This is a genomic window from Aquibium sp. ELW1220, from assembly GCF_030398385.1.
In the GTDB taxonomy this organism is placed as follows: Bacteria; Pseudomonadota; Alphaproteobacteria; order Rhizobiales; family Rhizobiaceae; genus Aquibium.
This window is the reverse complement of sequence record NZ_JAOAOQ010000014.1, coordinates 109,006-125,880: the sequence shown is the minus strand read 5'-3', so window position 1 is coordinate 125,880 and position 16,875 is coordinate 109,006. Positions and strand designations below refer to the sequence as shown.

Sequence of the window (16,875 nt, the reverse complement as noted above, 5' to 3'; positions counted from 1 at the left end):
AGGTCTCCTCTTTCGGCTCAGGCGGGAAAGAACTTGCAGCGATCCGGCGCGATCGCGATGCGGATGGGCTCGCCGATCGCATGGCCGGCCTCGACGCGTGCGGGCACGCGCACCTGGATCGGCGTGGCGCTGGCGTCGATGGCCACGTGCAGCACGCGGTCGAGCCCGTTATAGGCTATGTCGGTGATGCGGCCGGGGATGCCGGCGTCGCCGCCGTGCTCGATGCCGACGTCCTCCGGGCGGATCGCCAGCGCGGTCGGTCCGGCGGCGAGGTGCGGCACCGGCAGCCGGACGCTCTTCGCACTGAAGTGGCCGTCGCCGCCGATCCGGCCCTCGATGAAGTTCATCACGCCGATGAAGTTGGCGACGAACCGGTCCGTCGGGTTCTCGTAGACCGTCTCCGGCGAGCCGCACTGCAGCAATTTGCCGTCCCTGAGGATCGCCATCCGGTCGGCCATGACGAGCGCTTCCTCCTGATCGTGCGTGACCACGATGAAGGTGATGCCGACATCGTGCTGCAGGCGCTTGAGTTCGAGCTGCATCCGCTCGCGCAGCTTCTTGTCGAGCGCGCCGAGCGGCTCGTCGAGCAGAAGCACCTTCGGCCGCTTCACCAGGGCGCGGGCGAGCGCGACGCGCTGCTTCTGCCCGCCGGACAGTTGTTCGGGCTTGCGGTCGGCAAAGCCCGTCAGGTCGGTCACCGCCATGATCTCGTCGACGCGGGCGCGGATCTCGGCTCTCGGCAGCCGCTCCATCTCGAGCCCGTAGGCGATGTTCCGCAACACGCTCATGTGCGGAAAGAGCGCGTAGGACTGGAACATCAGGTTGACCGGCCTGCGCTCCGGCTTCAGGCCCGAAATGTCTTCCCCTTCCAGCAGGATGCGCCCGCCGGAGGGCATCTCGAAGCCGGCGAGCATGCGCAGCAGCGTGGACTTGCCGCAGCCGGACGGGCCAAGCAGCGCGAAGAATTCGTTGCGGCGGATGTCGAGCGACACCGCATCCACGGCACGCACCGGCCCGAAGTCCTTCGACAGGGCCTCGATGCGGAGGATCGGATCGTCGTTGGTCGGCGCGTCGTTCATCGCAGTTGGTCTTTGTTGAGCCACTGCGAGAGGAGCAGCGCGGCGGCGCTGACGCTCATGACGATGGTGGCGAGGGCGTTGATTTCCGGCGTGATGCCGAACCGGATCATCGAATAGATCTGCATCGGCAGCGTGATGGACGAACGCCCCGCGCCGGCGGTGAAGAAGGCGATGATGAACTCGTCGATCGACAGCGTGAAGGCCAGCAGCGCGCCGGCCACGATCGCCGGCATCAGCACCGGAAAGGTGACGCGCCAGAAGGTCGTCCAGGGCGAGGCGCCGAGATCGCGCGAGGCTTCGACGATCGAATAGTCGAAATGCTTCAGGCGCGCCCGCACGATCGAGCAGACGAAGGCGAGGTCGAAGATGACGTGGCTGAGCACGATCGTGTGCAGGCCGAGCGTCACGTCGAGCCGCGAGAAGAAGGAGAGCAGTGCCACGGCGAGCACGATGTCGGGGATCACCATCGGCGCGAACACCAGCGCTTCCAGTCCGGTGCTCGCCCGACGCCGCGTCTCGATGCCGATGGCGAGCAGCGTGCCCAGAACCGTTGCGATTACGGTCGCGAAGACGGCGACCACCAGCGTGTTCCAGGCGGCACCCAGGATGTCGGAATTGCCGAGCAGCGCGCCGTACCATTTCGTCGAGAAGCCGGACCAGACGGTGGGCAGGCCCGCTTCATTGAAGGACAGGCCGACCAGCACGACGATCGGCAAATAGAGGAAGCCGAAGACGACGATCAGCGTCGCGCGACCGCCGGCGTTCTGGCGCGTGAAGCCCATCATCGCTCCGCCTCCCGCACGGTGCCTGAGGCCCGGTTGGTGGCGCGGGCCTGGAGCGTGAGCAGCGCGATCATGATGGCGATCAGGATCATGCCGAGAGCAGCGCCGAAGGGCCAGTCGTTGGCGGTGAGGAACTGGTCGTAGACGAGGTTGCCGATCATCTGGAACCGCCCGCCGCCAAGCAGGGCGGGCGTGACGAAATTGCCGATCGACAAAACGAAGACGAAGACCCCGCCCGCCGCGACGCCGGGCAGCGTCAGCGGCAGCGTGACCCGCAGGAAGGTGCGGATCGGCCCCGCGCCGAGGTCGCGCGACGCTTCCACCAGGCTCATGTCGAGCCGCGACAGGCTGGAGTAGATCGCCAGGATCACGAAAGGCAAATAGTTGTAGACGAGCCCGATGATCACCGCTCCCTCGCTGTAGAGCATCGACAGCGGCTCGCCCTCGTAGCCGCCCCAGCGCAGGACGTTGTTGATCAGCCCCTCGCGGTTGAGCAGCACGATCCAGGCATAGGTGCGGATCAGGTAGTTGCTCCAGAACGGCAGCACGGCGAAGAACAGCAGGATCGGCTGGCGCGATCTCGGCGCGCGGCTGATCGCATAGGCGGCCGGATAGGCGACGAGGATGGCAAGCAGCGTGACGGTGGCCGCGATCCGCGCCGAGTTGACGAAGATCCGCGCATAGAGCGGGTCGAAGACGCGCTCGAAATTCTCCAGCGTGAAGGTGTACACCACGCCGCCCCAGGTCCCGCGCTCGAAGAAGGCATAGCCGAGGATCAGCAGGCACGGTGCGACCATGAACGCCAGCAGCCAGGCGACGGCCGGCGCGGCGAGCAGGTTCGGTCGTGTGGCCTGGAAGGACAAGGGAGAGCCTGTTGCGCAGGGGCGGGTCTGCCTGGGGACGAGCCGGCGGCCGTCGTGCAGGTTCCGCTCGGGATGGGCGACGGGGAGGGCGCCTGCGCGCGCTCCCCGTCGGGTTCGTCGGGATGGGGCCGGCGTTCCGGCCCTTTCCTTCAGTTTGCGGCCTTGATCTCGCTCACGGCGCGCGAATAGAGCTTCTGCGCGTCGCCGAGATCGCGCAGCAACTCGTATCCGGTGAGTTCGGCGGGCGTCATGCCCATGTTCGGATACTGCTCAGCCAGCGCCGGATCGAGGCTCTCCATCGCCGCCTTGTTCGGCACCTTGTAGAGAATGTTCTCCGCCGCCCAGGCGTGGTTCTTCGCGTCGAGGACGAAGTTCAGGAACGTCATCGCATTGGCGCTGTTCTCGCCGTTCTTCATGACGACCATCGTGTCGACCCACAGGTCCGAGCCTTCCGACGGCACGACGAACTTGATCTCGGCGTTCTCGGCGATGCCGTAGTTGCACCAGCCGTCCCACGCATGAACGAGCGAGGCCTCGCCCGAGACCAGCTTGGAATAGAAGGTCGTGTCGTCATAGGCGAGCAGGGTCTTCTTGGCCTCGATCAGCAGGTCCTTCGCCGCGTCGATCCTGGCCGGGTCGCTTTCGTTGACCGACGCGCCGGTGGCGAGCAGGCCAGCACCCATCAGCCAGCGGTCGGTCGCCAGCATGGTGATCTTGCCCTTCAGCGCGTCCGCCGGCTTCAGCATCGCCATCCAGCTGTCGGGCGTGCCTTCCACGAGGTCGGAGCGATAACACAGGCCGGTCGTGCCCCAGGCATAGGGCACGGCGAAATTCGTGCCGGGATCGTAGGCGAGCGCCGCGGCCTCCGGATAGAGGTTGGCGAGGTTCGGCACGGCGGCCTTGTCGATCCCGGCCAGGAGCCCCTGCTTGTTCAGGATCTCGGCGAAGGGCGAGGAGACGAAGACCACGTCGTAGCCCTTGCCCTGGCTCGCCATGAGCTTGCCCATGATCTCTTCGTTGGTGGCATGGTTGACGATCTCGACCTCGAGGCCGGTCGCCGCCTTGAAGGTTTCGGCGATGTCGGGCGCCATGTAGCCGTCCCAGTTCGAGATGACGAGGTCGGCTGCCGATGCGCTGTGCGCGACGCCAAGCATGGCTGTGGCGGTTGCCAGGCGCACGGCCCAGCACCTGGATACGGACCCTATGGTCGCTGTCACGGAATTGCTCCTCATGTTGGTGTTCCGGCCTCTGGGTGAACGCTCGTCGCTTGCCGCGATCTTTCCGTCAGGTGCTGAGTGTATTGTTTTCGAAAAAAATACGTCAATAGCGGAAATGCAGTCCCCGATCTTTTTCCATCGGACCGGCGTTGCGCTTGCCATCGATGCCGCAAGGCCGCATTCTGCCGGGTGTGGGATGAGCAAGGGCCCGTCATGTCGGACTCCGGAAAGCCCAATCGGCGACATGTCGAATTGGCGCAAAAAATACTGAATCTCGCCACCGAGCGCGGCATGGCGTCCGGCGAGCGCCTCGTCGAGCAGTCGATCGCCACGCTTTGCAACGTCTCACGCACGCCCGTCCGCAAGGCGCTTCAGGTGCTGGCCGAACAGGGGCTCGTCACATCCGACGCCGAGGGCGGCTATCGCTTCGCGATCGACCCGGCGATGGTGCCCGGCCTCGACCTGGAGCCGAGCGCACAGGCGGAAGACGAGGTCCATGCCGCCATCCTGCGCGACCTCGCTGCCGGGCGCATCGAGGAGGCGCAGACGGTCGCTGCGCTGCAGCGGCGCTATGGGGAAGGGCGCCTGGCGGTGCAGAACGCGCTGCTCAGGCTCTCCGAGGACGGGCTCGCCGAACGCGGCGCCGGCCAGCAATGGCTCCTCAAGCAGTTCGCGATCAGTTCGGACGCGGCGGCGGCGAGCTACGAGTTCCGGCTCGCCACCGAGCCGCTGGCGCTGACCATGCCGGACTTCCGGCGCGACGCGACCGCGATCCTGTCGCTGCGCCAGTCGATGCTGGCCCTGCGGCGGATGGACGAGGACAGCTTCAACCGCAAGCTCTTCGATCGCACCGACTTCGACTTCCACCTTCTCGTGGCCAAGAGCTGCGGCAATCCCTTCATGGCCGAGGCGCTGGTGAACCACCATCGCCGCCGCCGCGCCGCGCCGTCCGGCCATGTCTCCACCTGGCGGCTGATGCAGTCGAACGTCGAGCATCTCCAGATGCTCGAGCACATCGAGCGCGGCCAGATGAACCTTGCCGCCGATCTGATGCGCGTGCATATCCAGCTCTCGCAGTCGCAGCGGCCGCGCCTGGCCGGCCGTGGCGTTCCATCGGCCTTCAAGATCGTCGCGCGCTGAAAGACGACCGGGACCCGCATGACCGCAGCCAAGACCATCGCCCTGTTTCCCGAAGCAAGCTTCGGCGCGGCGCTGAACTGCGTCGGCATCGCCCAGGAACTGCGCCGCATGGGCGCGCGGCCGGTCTTCATCTGCCATCCGGGCTTCAGCGGTGTCTTCTCCGAATACGGCTTCCCCGAATACCAGCTCGGCGGCGGCACCGGCGACGCCACCGACTGGACGGGCTTCATCGCCCGCCACCAGGACGCGTTCCGTCAGTCTCCCGACCGCCAGCTCGACAGTTATGTCGGGCCGACCTGGGACGCGATCGTCGACACAGCGATCACCGTCGAGGCGCCATTGCGGCAGCTGCTCGCCAGCCTGAAGCCGGACGGCATCGTGCTCGACAACGTCGTGATGTTCCCCGCCGTCGCCAATGCCGGCGTGCCCTGGATCCGCGTCATATCCTGCGCCGAGACCGAGCTTCCGGACCCCGACGTCCCGCCCTACCTGTCGGGCCTCGGCCTGGCGGAGCGCGGTCGCTGGGACGATTTCGCGCGTCGCTACGAGGCCGTGACGGCGCCCGCCCACAAGCGCTTCTGCGCCTTCCTCGCCGAATGCGGGCTCGCGCCGCCTCCATCGCCAAGCTTCCTCGACCCGTCGCCCTGGCTCAACATGCTGCTGGCGCCCGAGATCATCCGCCACGCGCGCGCCGAGCCGCTCGACCCCGACCGCTTCGTCTTCCTCGACGGCTGCGTGCGCCAGGAGGCGGAGTACCAGCCGCCGCGCTTCGCCAGCCACAATGAAGGGCCGCTGGTGCTGACCAGCTTCGGCTCTCTGGGGGCGATGGATGTCGGCATGACGAAGCGCATGATCGAGGTCTTCGCCGACATGCCGTGCCGCTTCCTCGTCAATGGCGGGTCGTGGAGCGACCAATATTCCTCGGTGCCCGACAACGTCTATGTCGGCAGCTGGTTTCCGCAACCCTCCGTCGTCGCTCAGTCCAGCCTCTTCATCCATCATGGCGGCAACAATTCCTTCTGCGAGGCGCTCACTTTCGGCGTGCCGTCTCTGGTCATGCCCTATTGCTGGGACGGCCACGACAACGCCCGCCGTGCCGCCGAAACCGGTGTCGGCCGGTCGCTCGATCGCTACCGCTGGGAGCCGGAAGAGCTTGCCGGCGCGATCCGTTCGCTGCTCCTCGACGAGGCGATGCGGGCCCGGCTGCAGCAGAACGCCGTCCGCATGAAGGCCCACAGGGGCGCCAGGCGTGCGGCCGAGGGGATTCTGAACGTGGTGAACCGTGCCGAGGCGCCGCGCCGCGCTGCGGGATGACGAAAGAGGGGAAGGCAATGCGAGACGGGCTCTTCATTGATGGCGAATGGGTGGCTCCTGCCCGGGGCGGCAGCTTCCCGGTGATCGACCCGGCGACCGAAGAGGTCTTCGCCCATGCGCCGGCCGGGACCGCCGAGGACGTCGACCGCGCCGTGAGGGCGGCGCGCAGGGCCTTTGACGAGGGGCCGTGGCCGCGGATGTCGGGCCGCGAGCGCGCCGCCGTCCTGCGCCGCATCGCAGACGGCGTGACGGCGCGCCAGGACGAACTCGCCCGCATCGAAGTGCGCGACAACGGCAAGCCGCTGCCGGAAGCGCTGTGGGACATCGGCGACGTCGCCGGCTGTTTTTCCTTCTATGCGAGTCTGGCTGAAGCGCTCGACGACGCGGAGGAGGCGATCCCGCTCGGCGACGACCGCTTCTCGACGACGGTGGTGCGCGAGCCGGTCGGCGTCGCCGGCGCCATCGTGCCGTGGAACTATCCGCTTCTGATGGCAGCCTGGAAGGTCGCACCGGCGCTGGCGGCCGGCTGCACGATGGTGCTGAAGCCGTCGGAGCTCACGCCGCTGACGTCGCTCGAACTCGGCGCGATCGTGGCCGAGGCCGGCCTGCCGGCCGGCGTGCTCAACATCGTCACCGGTACCGGACCCGATGCCGGCCAGCCGCTGACCGAGCACCCCGGCGTCGACAAGCTCGCCTTCACCGGTTCCGTGCCGACCGGCTCGAAGGTGATGATGGCGGCGGCGCGCGACATCAAGGCGGTGTCGCTGGAACTCGGCGGAAAGTCGCCCTTCGTCGTCTTCGCCGATGCCGACATCGAGGCAGCGGTCGAATGGATCATGTTCGGCATCTTCTGGAACCAGGGCCAGGTCTGTTCTGCCACCTCGCGCGTGCTGGTCGAGGAGAACCTCTACCCCGCGCTGCTGGAGCGCCTCGTCGCCGAGGCGTCGAAGATCCGCATCGGCGACGGCATGGAGGAGGGAACGCTGCTCGGCCCGCTCGTCTCGAAGGGACAGTACGACAAGGTGCTCGCCGCCATCGCGCGCGGCACGGCGGAGGGTGCCACGGTGGCGGGCGGCGGACGCCGTCCGGCCGGGCTGAACACCGGCTATTTCCTCGAGCCGACGATCCTCACCGACATGAGCGAAGACTCCTTCGTCTGGCGCGAAGAGATCTTCGGGCCGGTCGTCTGCGTGAAGCCCTTCGCGGACGAGGCCGACGCGGTGCGGATGGCCAACGAAAGCCGTTTTGGTCTGGCCGCCGCGGTGATGTCGAAGGATCGCGCGCGCTGCGACCGCGTCGCGCGCGCCTTCCGCGCCGGCATCGTCTGGATCAACTGCTCGCAGCCCACCTTCACCGAAGCACCCTGGGGCGGCTATAAACAGTCCGGCATCGGCCGCGAGCTCGGCCGCTGGGGCCTGGCGAACTATCTCGAGGTCAAGCAGATCACCGCCTACGAGACGGAACGGCCCTGGGCTTGGTACATCAAGTAGAGTCGCCGCGCGGCGCTCCGGCCGGAACGCCGCGCCACCAGCCGGAAGACGATTGACCCCCGCGCTTCTTCCGGGGGATAGTGTTGCGGGCGCCATGCCAAGATTCCGCGAAGTGATCGCCCGTCCGGTGCATTGCGGGATCGTGCATTCGGAACAGTCGGATTGATGCCGACATCGGGATAGGTTGTCTCGTGCGCATGCAGGAGGCCCGGCTCGAAGGAGAGGCCTCCAGGGGGAACGGGAATGAAATTCACCGCCTATGTCGAGGACGGCCATGACCTCGACATCCGTCCCGCGCGTGCCGAAAGGGCCTGGATGTCGAAGCTCAACAAGGGCTTCGCCTATGGCTGTCTGCCGATGATGATCGCCAACCAGCACGGCTGGGAAATCTGCTCGCCGGTCGGGTTCACCGCCATATGGAACGGCGGCGACCACCCCGATTGCCTCGCGATCCTCCCCGACGAGCCCGGCAATCACCGCATCGTCAGCCATTTCGGCTTCGGCATCGTCACCTTTTCCTTCCCGGCGGTGTTCCGCACCGAACCGGGCTACGACCTCGTGATGCAGGGCCCGCCGAACATGCCCGTCGACGGCGCCTCCCCCCTTTCGGGCACGGCCGAAACCGACTGGCTGCTCTCGTCCATCGCGATGCACTGGCAGATCACGCGCCCCAACCACGCGGTGCGGTTCCGCAAGGGCGATCCGCTGGTGCAGGTCTTTCCGATGCGCCGCGGCGAACTGGAGGCCTTCGAGCCCGAGATGAAGCGCGTCTCGGACGATCCGGAGGTTGCAAGCTACATGGACGAGTGGCGCACCAGACGCCGCGCCTTCCAGGCTGCGCTCCAGGAACCCGGCTCGCCCGAGCGCGAGCAGCGCTGGCCGGGCCACTACCGGCGCGGCCAGGACGTCACCGGTGTCAAGATCGCACCGGCCGATCACCGGACCAGGCAAAGGCTTGCCCTCTTCGCCGACAGAAGGACGAAAGAACCCGCGGCAGAGTGATTGTCGGGATTAATTTCGACGGCTTGTTGAATACATGCGCGGCGTGATCTATGCTTGAGACGATAGAGACGTGAATCGGGGACGCTGGGGAATGGTCGGGATGAAAAGGCCGTACGAAAAGCCGGTCCTTCTGCGGCAGGGCAGGTTGGGTCGAAGAACGGCTGACATCGCGATCACGGTCGTGAACGTCACCTGATCGACCCTGGCCCGGTTCCTTTCGTTCGCGTGCGGAGTATCGAGTGTTTGAAGTCTTTTTGAATTCCATCTGCGCGACGTCTTGATCGAATTGACCAGTAGGAGGATGCAATGAAGAAGCCTTATGCAAAGCCCGAGTTCTCGAAGCGCGGCACTCTCGGCGCCGTCACCGCGGTGCCGGTAACGCTCATCTGGGTGCCGGTTACTTAGTCGTTGTCGGTGCTTTTCGATCATTTGTTGGGAGACGACATGAAGAAAAGCTACGAAAAGCCCACGCTCGCGAAGCGCGGCTCTCTTGGCGCCGTAACGGCGGCGAAGGTGACGCTGATCTGGGTTCCGCTCCCGTAGCCGTCGGTGGCTGGTTCTGATTGGTTCTTTTGGCCCGCTCGGTTTCGGGTCTGTCTTTGAGCAGGGGGCGTCATGAAGAAGACCTACGAAAAGCCGGTTCTCTCGAAACGCGGCAAGCTTGGATCGGTCACGGCAAACGCCGTGACGTTGATCGGAATGCCCTGAGGCCGGGCTGTTCCTGCGAGTGAGTCGTGAAAGGTGGCGATGTTGCGTCGCCAACCGAAGGTATACCTCGCGTCCTTTTCTCGGTGATGTCCTGATGTGATGTCAGGACCGAGAGGTGGGAAGCGATACTGCGACCAGGGTGTCTGTCGGGCGGAAGTCCGAGAGGCAGAGATTGTTCTCGGTAAGTTCACTTAGGAGGATGCAATGAAGAAGACCTACGAAAAGCCCGTCCTGTCCAGGCGTGGAAAGCTCGGTGCGATCACCGCTGGATCGGTGACCGTGATCTGGACCCCATCCTGACGGGCGAGTTTCGATCGCCGTCCTGACGCCTGCCGGTTGATGCCGGTAGGCGAATGCCTCCCGCGTGCGGCAGCCATGTCGCGCGCCATTGTCTTTTTGCGGACGAGGCGTTCGGTGGCATTCGGTCGGCGGACCTGCCCCGTTCGAGACCGGCTTCATCGCGCGATGGCGGCGTCCACGGCATCGGCGAGCGACGGCAGGTCGGTCCCGGCGTGCAGTTCGAACACGGGGCAGGACGACAGCGCCTCCGCATAGGCAGCAAACTGCCGCCGATGCCATGGCGTAACGCCCACTGCGCTGCTCGACACATTGTCTTTCGCAAGCCGGACCAGCGCGTCCGCGCGCGCCAGCGGAACCACCGCATGCCGTTCCGCCCGCGTGCCGATGACGATCACCGCCCGAAGCGGCGCGGGCGTCGTCTTACCCACAGGCAGGATACCTTCCAACGCGTGCAGCGCCACGGCCTGTTCGTCCTCGGAATTCCATTTATCCGGCAGCGGTCCGAGCCAGGGCAGCATCTCCAGCGTCTTGCGGTGGATCCGCAGCCAGTTCGGCAGGCCCCAGATCCGCGGACCCGATGCTTCGGTTCGCGAAACGATCATGCTGACGTCGTCGGCAAAGAGCCGGAAGCCCTCGCGGGCGAGCGCGAGCGACGTCGTCGTCTTGCCGAAACCGGAGGGCGCGCAGATCAGGATCGCGCCGTCGCCGTCGCGGCAGCCGAGGCTCGCGCCATGCACGATGTGCTGGCCGCGCGCCTGCAGCGCGGCGCTGAGGACCGCGACGATCGGCGTCATCGTGAAGGCCCGTTCGCTGCCCCGCCGCATCACGAGTTCGGCGCTCGCGGCCGCATGGTCGATCAGGATGTAGCCATGGTTCTCGACCTCCAGCGCCCACAGCGTTTCCGTCTCGTACATCCGGCCGGTGTCGCGTTCCTGCAGCGTTCCGGTCCATGTCAGCGGAATGTGCGCAGGCACCCTCGGAGTTTCATCCTCGTGCACGGTGAGCCGGAACGCCGGTTCCGGCGCCTCTTCGGTGACGTACCACCGGAAGCTGTCCTGCATGCCCGCGGTCCAGGAACCGCGCGGGGCTTCTGTGACGAGGCCTGCGCCGTGGAAATCGAACGCGACGCGATGCATCTCAGTCATGGGCATGCACCGTGGCTTCCACTGCGCCCCCGGGTCTCGTCATGCGTGCACCATCCCATGCAAACAACGTCATCATCGTCGGCGTCGGCGGGTTCATCAGAACCTCGTCGTCGACCGTCACCCAGCAGTGGGCCGACATTTTCCGGTCTTTCAGCGAAGCCGGCTCCAGGGCGAAGTGCAGGAGCGGCCGATGGCCGGCCAGGCTGAGATAGCGGAACGCCAGCAGGCCCTCGCGCAGGCAGCGGCGATCCCGCATCACCCAGGGACGCCGCGCCGCGCGCTTGACGGCCGATACGATGGCGCGCGCGCTGAATTCGCGATAGGCGGAGGTCCCCGGCGGCGGTGTCGCCATGGCGAGCAATCGGTCGAGTTCCGACGATCCGACACAGGCCGGCAGCAGCCGCGCCGCGATCCAGACGCTGGCGGGAAACGGCACAGCGACCGGCGGGAACGGGTTCATGCCACCCTTATGACGATCTGCTCGGAGGAGAGATCGGCGGCAATTTCGGCAAGGTCCGACATCGCCGTCGCCGCGTCGACGTCGTAGACCGCGGCGATCGCTTCGGCGCAGGCGCGAAGGCTGCGCGCGCCGTCGAGCTTCGACAGAAAGTCGAGCGTCGTGTCGTTCACGGTATAGATCTCCCCGGATTTGAGCATGAGCACCACGCCCCCTTCGCCGTCGCCCAGCGGCTGGAGCGAAACATCCTCGGCCAGCCTGTAGACGTCCTCGCCGGCGGAAGTCATATCCGTCATTCGCAGTCTCCCTGAAGATGAAATTCTTGTTGAGCATGCGATAACAGATGACGCCGTGGCCGGCTAGCTGTCGCGACCATGCATCGTCACGCCGTGGACATGGACACTACCGGTCCACCGCTGCCGCGGACTTCGCGAGAACCCGAGCCCGTGCCCACCGGCGGTTGCCGCTTCGCGACGAGCCGTGCAATATCCCCAACCTGTGGCGGCCACAGGCCCGGCGGAAACGACCGACAGCGGCCGGGGCGGATCGACGCGATCCCGCCGCGCGCCTGCCCGCACCGGCGTCTGGTGTCGATGTCGTTCCGCGGCAGGGTGATGTGTGGGAGCGGCAAGCCCGGCAAGGGCGACGCCGGAGGGGAGGGACAGACATGAGCCGGTCGATCGATGCGTGGCTGGCGCGGCTGTCGGATCCGGCCGGCCTGAACGGACATTGGCCGGCGGCCCCGCTGCCGGCCGATGACGCGCGGGCGGTCGACGCCCTGCTCTACGAAGCCGTGCGCCACAATGTCCATCTGGCGGTCCATTACAACCTGCTCAGGCTGCTGCGCGACGACCCGGCGGCCCTGCTGGCGGGTGCGGGGAGGGAGGCGGCCGCCGGCGCCCTGTCCGAACGCGTCCGCGCCGAGCGCAGCGAGATCATCGCGCCCACCATGCAGGTCGCCGCGGTGGCGCGAGCCATCCGCCAGGACCTCGCCGGCTTTCCCGCGGTCATCGTGAAAGGCATCGACTTTGCCGAGAACGCCTATGGCGGCGTGCACCTGCGATCCTTCGGCGATGTCGACATCCTCGTGCGCGCGGAGGCTGCGGAGGCCCTCGGTGCCATCTTGAGCCGGAAGGGGTTCGTCCCGCACGGACACGAGCGCCACGCGGCCGACTATGCCGAACGGCAATGGATCAACGGCGCGCCGGGAGCCACCGGCACCGTCCTCGTCGAAGTGCATACCGATCTCGTCCACACGCCGGAGCTCCGCCGCCGCCTCAGCCTCACCTACGACCTGCACGCCGGCAAGGACGGCCAGGGCGTCACGCCGGCCGCGCGACTCGTGCTGGCCGCCCTGCATGGTGCGACGTCGCATCTGTTCGGTCGTCTGCAATATGTGGTCGACGGGCTGATGGTGGCGCGCAGCGGTGTCGACCCCGGCGAACTGGCCGAGCGGGCGCAGGCCAGCGGCGCTGCCCTGCCGGTCTACACCATGCTGCGACTGGCCAGCGAACTCTACGGCTGCACGACGTCGGCAGCGCTGGCCGGGACGATGGCGCCGCGGGGCATCGCCCGCCTGGAGCGGCGGCTCATCACGTCGCCGATGGTGCTTGCCGCCAAGAGCCCCAACCGCTGGCGCCTGCTCGCCCAGCGCCACGTCTATCGCCGCCTGCTTCAGGTATAGCGGACGCGGCCCTCTCCACTGCGCGGACGATGGCGAGTGATGTGTAAGCAAACGCCCGCGCGGAGAGTTTCCGCGCGGGCGTGTCGTTTCGTCGTCTATCGGGGTCGGAGGCTACTTCATGCCGTCCTTGATCGCGGTGACTTCGGCTGCGCTCACCTGGCCGACCGTGGTCACCTCGCCGTTCTGGATGCGCCACAGCCGGAACGGGCCGGTGATGTCGCCGTACTGGTCGAAGGACACCGGTCCGATCACGCCCTCGTACTTGATCGCCTTGCCGTCCTTGATCAGGCCGAGCGCCTTCTCGAACTCGGCCTTGCCGGCATAGATCGGCTCGCCGTCCGCCGAAACGACCTGCGGGATCGCCGCCTTGATCGCCGCCGACTCGGCCTTGCCGGCCTTGGCGATGGCGAGCGCGACGATCGCGCCGGCGTCATAGGAGCGGTCGGCTGCCGGTGCGTCCGGCTTGATGGAGCCGGAGAATGCCTCGAAGTTCTCGTAGAAATACTTGGTCGACGCCGTCTCGGCGGTGCCGGAGGAGGTGCCGTAGGCGTCGTTCAGGTACTGCGCGCCGACGGCCTGGATGAAGTCGGTGGAGTTCATGCCGTCATTGAGCAGGAACTTCTGCGGCCCGCCGTTCGAGATCCAGGCGCGGGCGATCGTGGCGCCGTCGACCGGATAGGAGACGAGGTAGAGCGCGTCCGGCTCGCCGGCCATCGCCGCATTGGCTTCGGCGGTGTAGCTCGCCTGCTTGTCGTTGTAGGCCGTTACCGAGGTGATCGTCCCGCCGAGCTTCTCGAAGGCTGCCGAGAACTCCTTGACCATGTTCACGCCGAAGTCGTTGTTGACGTGGATGATCGCGAGCTTCTTCAGCCCCTGATCGAGCGCATATTTCGCCGCTGCCGTGCCCTGCAGAGCGTCGGACGTGATGGTGCGGAAGAACATGCCGTTGGTCTTGCCGTCGCGGCCGAGCTGGGTCAGCGTCGGCGAGGACGAGGCGGGCGACACCTGCACGACGTTGGCCAGCGCGGTGACCGAGGTCAGGATCGGGATCGACACCGACGAGATGATGCCGCCGATGATCACCGGCACCTTGGTGATGTTGACGAGCTGGGTCGCCTGGTCGACGGCGACGTTGCCCTGGCTCTGGCTGTCGCGCGTGTCGGTCACGAGCTTGCAGCCGCCGACGCCGCCGGCGTCGTTGAAGTCGCGGAAGGCCATTTCGACGGCCTTGGCGCCGGCCTGGCCGTAGGCGCCAGCCGGTCCGGTCAGTTCCATGACGAGACCGACGGTGATGTCGCAGTCGGCGGCCCTGGCGGGCAGCATCGCCGCACCGATGGCGGCGAGCACGGTGCCCGAAAGCAGAAGCATTCTCATTGTTGTTCTCCCTCTTTTTGACTGGCGCCAGGCGCCACGCTTGGATTCGGCTGAGTGCAACGAGCGCCCGACCTGCCGAACTGTCAGGCAGCCCCCTTGTTGAGGTTGTATTTCATGATCGATCCGTGCCGCCCGGTGCGGTCGCGTTCAAGCGTGTAGACGTCGCCCGAGAGTTCCCGGGCAGCGGACAGCACGGCGTTGATCCCTTCATGGTCCCGGTCCGTCAGGGTCATGTCCGAGATGGCGCGATTGGCCGCGAGATGCGACCGGTTGCGCGCGCCGACGATGACGGCGGCCACGCTTGGCCGCGCCAGCATCGCCGCGCTCGCCACGGTCGCGATGTCGCTGCCGTGCCGGTCCGCCACTTGGCGCAGCGCCCGCAGCAGCGCCTGGAACCAGTCCCAGCCGCCGGCATCGTCGATGATCAGCTTGTACTTGGTGAGCGAGCGGTTCTCGAGCGGCTCGGCCGGCTCGGCCGCGCCCAGCCAGCGGTCGGACAGGAAGCCACCCGCGACCGTGCCGTAGCAGAGCAGCGAGATGCCGCGCGAAGCCGCCGCCGCAAGCATCGCCTTCTCCGGGCGCCGGTCGAGCAGCGAATACTGCACCTGCATGGAGACGAGCGGCACGCCCGAATCGGCGATCGCCGCCATGTGCTCGGTGTCGAAATTCGTGCCGCCGAGATTGGCGATCTTGCCGGCCTGCCGCAGTTCGGCCAGCCATCCGGCGACGTCCAGCCATTTCGGCGCATCGTAGTCCCACCAGTGGAACTGCACGAGGTCGAGCCGCTCCGTGCGCAGGCGACGCAGCGACTGGTCGATGATCGCCTCGACGTCCGCCTTGCGGATGCGGTGAAGCAGGTCGAGGTCGGGCACGCATTTGGTGTGGACGTGCACGGAATGAAGCGCCTCGGCTCCCCGCAGGTCGCCGTAGCGCATCCGGAAACGGCCGATCAGGTCTTCCACGCCGGTGTAGATGTCGGCGCAGTCGAAGGTGACGATGCCGCCGTCGGCGAAGGCCACCATGTCCTCCACCGCCGTCGCCGCGTCGATCGCTCCGTGTCCGCCGGCCATCTGCCAGCCGCCGCGGATGATCCGCGAGATGAAATAGCCGGGCGCGAGTTCGAAGGACTGCATCATGGCCTCATCGGTCGGGCAGGGGAACGAGCGTGGTTTCGGCGTGGCTGAAGCGGCGCAGCCCGGTCCGCGATATGCGCAGGCGCGTCGAGCAGTTCGGATCCGGGCAGGCGATCTCGGCGTCTGTCGTCATCCAGTCGTTGGGATGCGTCGGCCGCTGCTTGGCCGCCAGCAGCGGCAGTACTGAGGCCAGCGAATAGATCGAGATGCCCTGGCCGGGGGGCAGATGCAGCATCTCGCCGCGAAGCTCGAAATGGTCGCCCACCGTCGCGCCGCACAGGATCGGTCCGCCTTCCGGGGCCACCACCTCGACGCGCAGGTCGTAAAGCTCGAAGCTGTCGTCCCGCGCCTCAGCCATTGGCGGCCTTTCGCGCCAGCGCTTCGGCGTCCAGCCGCCCGCGGATCAGGTTGAAGGACTGCGTGATGTCGTCGGTCAGTGCCGTCAGCGCAGCCTTCGCGTCGCCGCTCTCCAGGGCCTCGATCAGTTCCCAGTGATGATGCACGGCGGAGAATTCCCGATTGTCCTGGTAGACCCTGGCCGCCACGCGCACATAGGGTCCCGATTGAAGCCAAAGGCTCTCGACGATCGGAAGCAGCACGGCCGAGCCCGCCGCGCCGTAGATCGCGAAATGGAAAGCGTGATTGAGCTCGGACGTCGCCTGCGCCTTGTCGGGTGCCGTCCCGCCGAAGGCCGCCTCACAGGCGCGCGTCAGGTCGCGGATGCGCGCGAAATCCGAAGCCGTCAGCCGTCCGATCGCCAGGCGCACGAGTTCGCCTTCCACCAGCACGCGGGCGCGGGCGAGGTCGTCGAGCCGTTCGCGGGTGATGATCGGTACGCGCACGGAGCGGCTGGGCAGCGCCTCCAGCGCCTGTTCGGAGACCAGCCGTGCCAGCGCCTCGCGCACCGGCATGGTGCTCGTCTGCAGCGTGTCGGCCAGGTCCTGGATGCGCAGGATTTCGCCGGCGTCGAAGACGCCATGGATCAGCGAGCCGCGCAGCTCACGATAGACTCGCTCCTGGAGGGAATCCCGCACGATGGGGCCGAGCACGCCGCGCGGACCACGCTCCTGTCCGCCATCCTTGCGGGAAGCAATCGATAGGGATCTGTCCGGTCTGTCGTCAGCCATGGCGCATGCCTCGTTCCGGCCTGTCCGCATTTTCTATCTTGCGACCCCGCCGATGGTCAA

17 protein-coding genes are annotated in these 16,875 nt (G+C 66.9%); 6 read left to right on the top strand and 11 right to left on the bottom strand.

The window, feature by feature from the left end; all coding sequences use genetic code 11:
• Positions 1–17: 17 nt before the first annotated feature.
• The 4 genes from N1F91_RS14715 to N1F91_RS14700 form a co-directional block, all read right to left on the bottom strand.
• Positions 18–1,079, bottom strand: a complete 1,062-nt coding sequence (locus N1F91_RS14715; RefSeq protein ID WP_289993125.1) for an ABC transporter ATP-binding protein — start codon at positions 1,077–1,079, stop codon at positions 18–20.
• Positions 1,076–1,864, bottom strand: coding sequence for an ABC transporter permease (locus tag N1F91_RS14710; RefSeq protein WP_289993124.1), 789 nt, complete (start codon positions 1,862–1,864; stop codon positions 1,076–1,078). The genes N1F91_RS14715 and N1F91_RS14710 overlap by 4 nt, the downstream gene beginning before the upstream one ends.
• Positions 1,861–2,658: an ABC transporter permease gene (locus tag N1F91_RS14705; protein ID WP_289993158.1), complete on the bottom strand. Its 798-nt coding sequence runs from the start codon at positions 2,656–2,658 to the stop codon at positions 1,861–1,863. The genes N1F91_RS14710 and N1F91_RS14705 overlap by 4 nt, the downstream gene beginning before the upstream one ends.
• Before the next feature lie 215 nt (positions 2,659–2,873).
• A complete protein-coding gene (locus N1F91_RS14700; RefSeq protein ID WP_289993122.1) occupies positions 2,874–3,902 on the bottom strand; it encodes a spermidine/putrescine ABC transporter substrate-binding protein in 1,029 nt (342 codons plus the stop codon).
• A gap of 291 nt (positions 3,903–4,193) precedes the next feature.
• On the opposite strand from N1F91_RS14700, the gene N1F91_RS14695 reads away from it, so the two are divergent.
• The 5 genes from N1F91_RS14695 to N1F91_RS14675 all read left to right on the top strand — a co-directional run bounded on the left by N1F91_RS14695 (position 4,194) and on the right by N1F91_RS14675 (position 9,895).
• On the top strand, positions 4,194–5,081 hold the full coding sequence (locus N1F91_RS14695; RefSeq protein WP_289993121.1) for a GntR family transcriptional regulator: 888 nt from the start codon (positions 4,194–4,196) through the stop codon (positions 5,079–5,081).
• Positions 5,082–5,099: 18 nt separating this feature from the next.
• Positions 5,100–6,395 (top strand): glycosyltransferase, encoded by a 1,296-nt coding sequence (locus N1F91_RS14690; protein ID WP_289993120.1) that lies wholly within the window; start codon positions 5,100–5,102, stop codon positions 6,393–6,395.
• Positions 6,396–6,412: 17 nt separating this feature from the next.
• A complete protein-coding gene (locus N1F91_RS14685; protein WP_289993119.1) occupies positions 6,413–7,885 on the top strand; it encodes an aldehyde dehydrogenase family protein in 1,473 nt (490 codons plus the stop codon).
• A gap of 243 nt (positions 7,886–8,128) precedes the next feature.
• The gene (locus tag N1F91_RS14680; protein WP_289993118.1) at positions 8,129–8,887 is read left to right on the top strand and encodes a DUF6065 family protein; all 759 of its coding nucleotides are present in this window, start codon (positions 8,129–8,131) and stop codon (positions 8,885–8,887) included.
• A gap of 912 nt (positions 8,888–9,799) precedes the next feature.
• Positions 9,800–9,895, top strand: a complete 96-nt coding sequence (locus N1F91_RS14675) for a putative RiPP precursor (RefSeq protein WP_289993117.1) — start codon at positions 9,800–9,802, stop codon at positions 9,893–9,895.
• 155 nt (positions 9,896–10,050) lie between these two features.
• On the opposite strand, the gene N1F91_RS14670 is transcribed toward N1F91_RS14675, so the two are convergent.
• Genes N1F91_RS14670 through N1F91_RS14660 form a run of 3 tightly spaced genes read right to left on the bottom strand, consistent with a single transcriptional unit; the run spans position 10,051 to position 11,793 of the window.
• Positions 10,051–11,040: a hypothetical protein gene (locus N1F91_RS14670; RefSeq protein ID WP_289993116.1), complete on the bottom strand. Its 990-nt coding sequence runs from the start codon at positions 11,038–11,040 to the stop codon at positions 10,051–10,053.
• Positions 11,033–11,500 carry a lasso peptide biosynthesis B2 protein gene (locus N1F91_RS14665; protein ID WP_289993115.1) on the bottom strand — a complete coding sequence of 156 codons (468 nt, stop codon included), beginning with the start codon at positions 11,498–11,500 and terminating at the stop codon, positions 11,033–11,035. The genes N1F91_RS14670 and N1F91_RS14665 overlap by 8 nt, the downstream gene beginning before the upstream one ends.
• On the bottom strand, positions 11,497–11,793 hold the full coding sequence (locus N1F91_RS14660; RefSeq protein ID WP_289993114.1) for a PqqD family protein: 297 nt from the start codon (positions 11,791–11,793) through the stop codon (positions 11,497–11,499). Before N1F91_RS14660 ends, N1F91_RS14665 begins: the two co-directional genes overlap by 4 nt.
• A 371-nt stretch (positions 11,794–12,164) precedes the next feature.
• Between N1F91_RS14660 and N1F91_RS14655 the strand changes: the two genes are divergently transcribed.
• Positions 12,165–13,181 (top strand): nucleotidyltransferase family protein, encoded by a 1,017-nt coding sequence (locus N1F91_RS14655; protein WP_289993113.1) that lies wholly within the window; start codon positions 12,165–12,167, stop codon positions 13,179–13,181.
• Positions 13,182–13,292: 111 nt separating this feature from the next.
• On the opposite strand, the gene N1F91_RS14650 is transcribed toward N1F91_RS14655, so the two are convergent.
• The 4 genes from N1F91_RS14650 to N1F91_RS14635 form a co-directional block, all read right to left on the bottom strand.
• A complete protein-coding gene (locus N1F91_RS14650; protein WP_289993112.1) occupies positions 13,293–14,555 on the bottom strand; it encodes an ABC transporter substrate-binding protein in 1,263 nt (420 codons plus the stop codon).
• Between the two features lie 83 nt (positions 14,556–14,638).
• Positions 14,639–15,688: an aldo/keto reductase gene (locus N1F91_RS14645; protein WP_289993157.1), complete on the bottom strand. Its 1,050-nt coding sequence runs from the start codon at positions 15,686–15,688 to the stop codon at positions 14,639–14,641.
• 7 nt (positions 15,689–15,695) lie between these two features.
• Positions 15,696–16,046 carry a TIGR04076 family protein gene (locus N1F91_RS14640; protein WP_289993111.1) on the bottom strand — a complete coding sequence of 117 codons (351 nt, stop codon included), beginning with the start codon at positions 16,044–16,046 and terminating at the stop codon, positions 15,696–15,698.
• On the bottom strand, positions 16,039–16,815 hold the full coding sequence (locus N1F91_RS14635) for a GntR family transcriptional regulator (protein ID WP_289993110.1): 777 nt from the start codon (positions 16,813–16,815) through the stop codon (positions 16,039–16,041). Before N1F91_RS14635 ends, N1F91_RS14640 begins: the two co-directional genes overlap by 8 nt.
• Positions 16,816–16,875 lie beyond the last annotated feature (60 nt).

Coding starts and splice junctions, on each gene's coding strand:
- N1F91_RS14715 (WP_289993125.1), bottom strand. CDS start 1,079: ATGAACGACGCGCCGACCAACGACGATCCGATCCTCCGCATCGAGGCC.
- N1F91_RS14710 (WP_289993124.1), bottom strand. CDS start 1,864: ATGATGGGCTTCACGCGCCAGAACGCCGGCGGTCGCGCGACGCTGATC.
- N1F91_RS14705 (WP_289993158.1), bottom strand. CDS start 2,658: ATGGTCGCACCGTGCCTGCTGATCCTCGGCTATGCCTTCTTCGAGCGC.
- N1F91_RS14690 (WP_289993120.1), top strand. CDS start 5,100: ATGACCGCAGCCAAGACCATCGCCCTGTTTCCCGAAGCAAGCTTCGGC.
- N1F91_RS14685 (WP_289993119.1), top strand. CDS start 6,413: ATGCGAGACGGGCTCTTCATTGATGGCGAATGGGTGGCTCCTGCCCGG.
- N1F91_RS14680 (WP_289993118.1), top strand. CDS start 8,129: ATGAAATTCACCGCCTATGTCGAGGACGGCCATGACCTCGACATCCGT.
- N1F91_RS14675 (WP_289993117.1), top strand. CDS start 9,800: ATGAAGAAGACCTACGAAAAGCCCGTCCTGTCCAGGCGTGGAAAGCTC.
- N1F91_RS14670 (WP_289993116.1), bottom strand. CDS start 11,040: ATGACTGAGATGCATCGCGTCGCGTTCGATTTCCACGGCGCAGGCCTC.
- N1F91_RS14665 (WP_289993115.1), bottom strand. CDS start 11,500: ATGAACCCGTTCCCGCCGGTCGCTGTGCCGTTTCCCGCCAGCGTCTGG.
- N1F91_RS14660 (WP_289993114.1), bottom strand. CDS start 11,793: ATGACGGATATGACTTCCGCCGGCGAGGACGTCTACAGGCTGGCCGAG.
- N1F91_RS14655 (WP_289993113.1), top strand. CDS start 12,165: ATGAGCCGGTCGATCGATGCGTGGCTGGCGCGGCTGTCGGATCCGGCC.
- N1F91_RS14650 (WP_289993112.1), bottom strand. CDS start 14,555: ATGAGAATGCTTCTGCTTTCGGGCACCGTGCTCGCCGCCATCGGTGCG.
- N1F91_RS14645 (WP_289993157.1), bottom strand. CDS start 15,688: ATGCAGTCCTTCGAACTCGCGCCCGGCTATTTCATCTCGCGGATCATC.
- N1F91_RS14640 (WP_289993111.1), bottom strand. CDS start 16,046: ATGGCTGAGGCGCGGGACGACAGCTTCGAGCTTTACGACCTGCGCGTC.
- N1F91_RS14635 (WP_289993110.1), bottom strand. CDS start 16,815: ATGGCTGACGACAGACCGGACAGATCCCTATCGATTGCTTCCCGCAAG.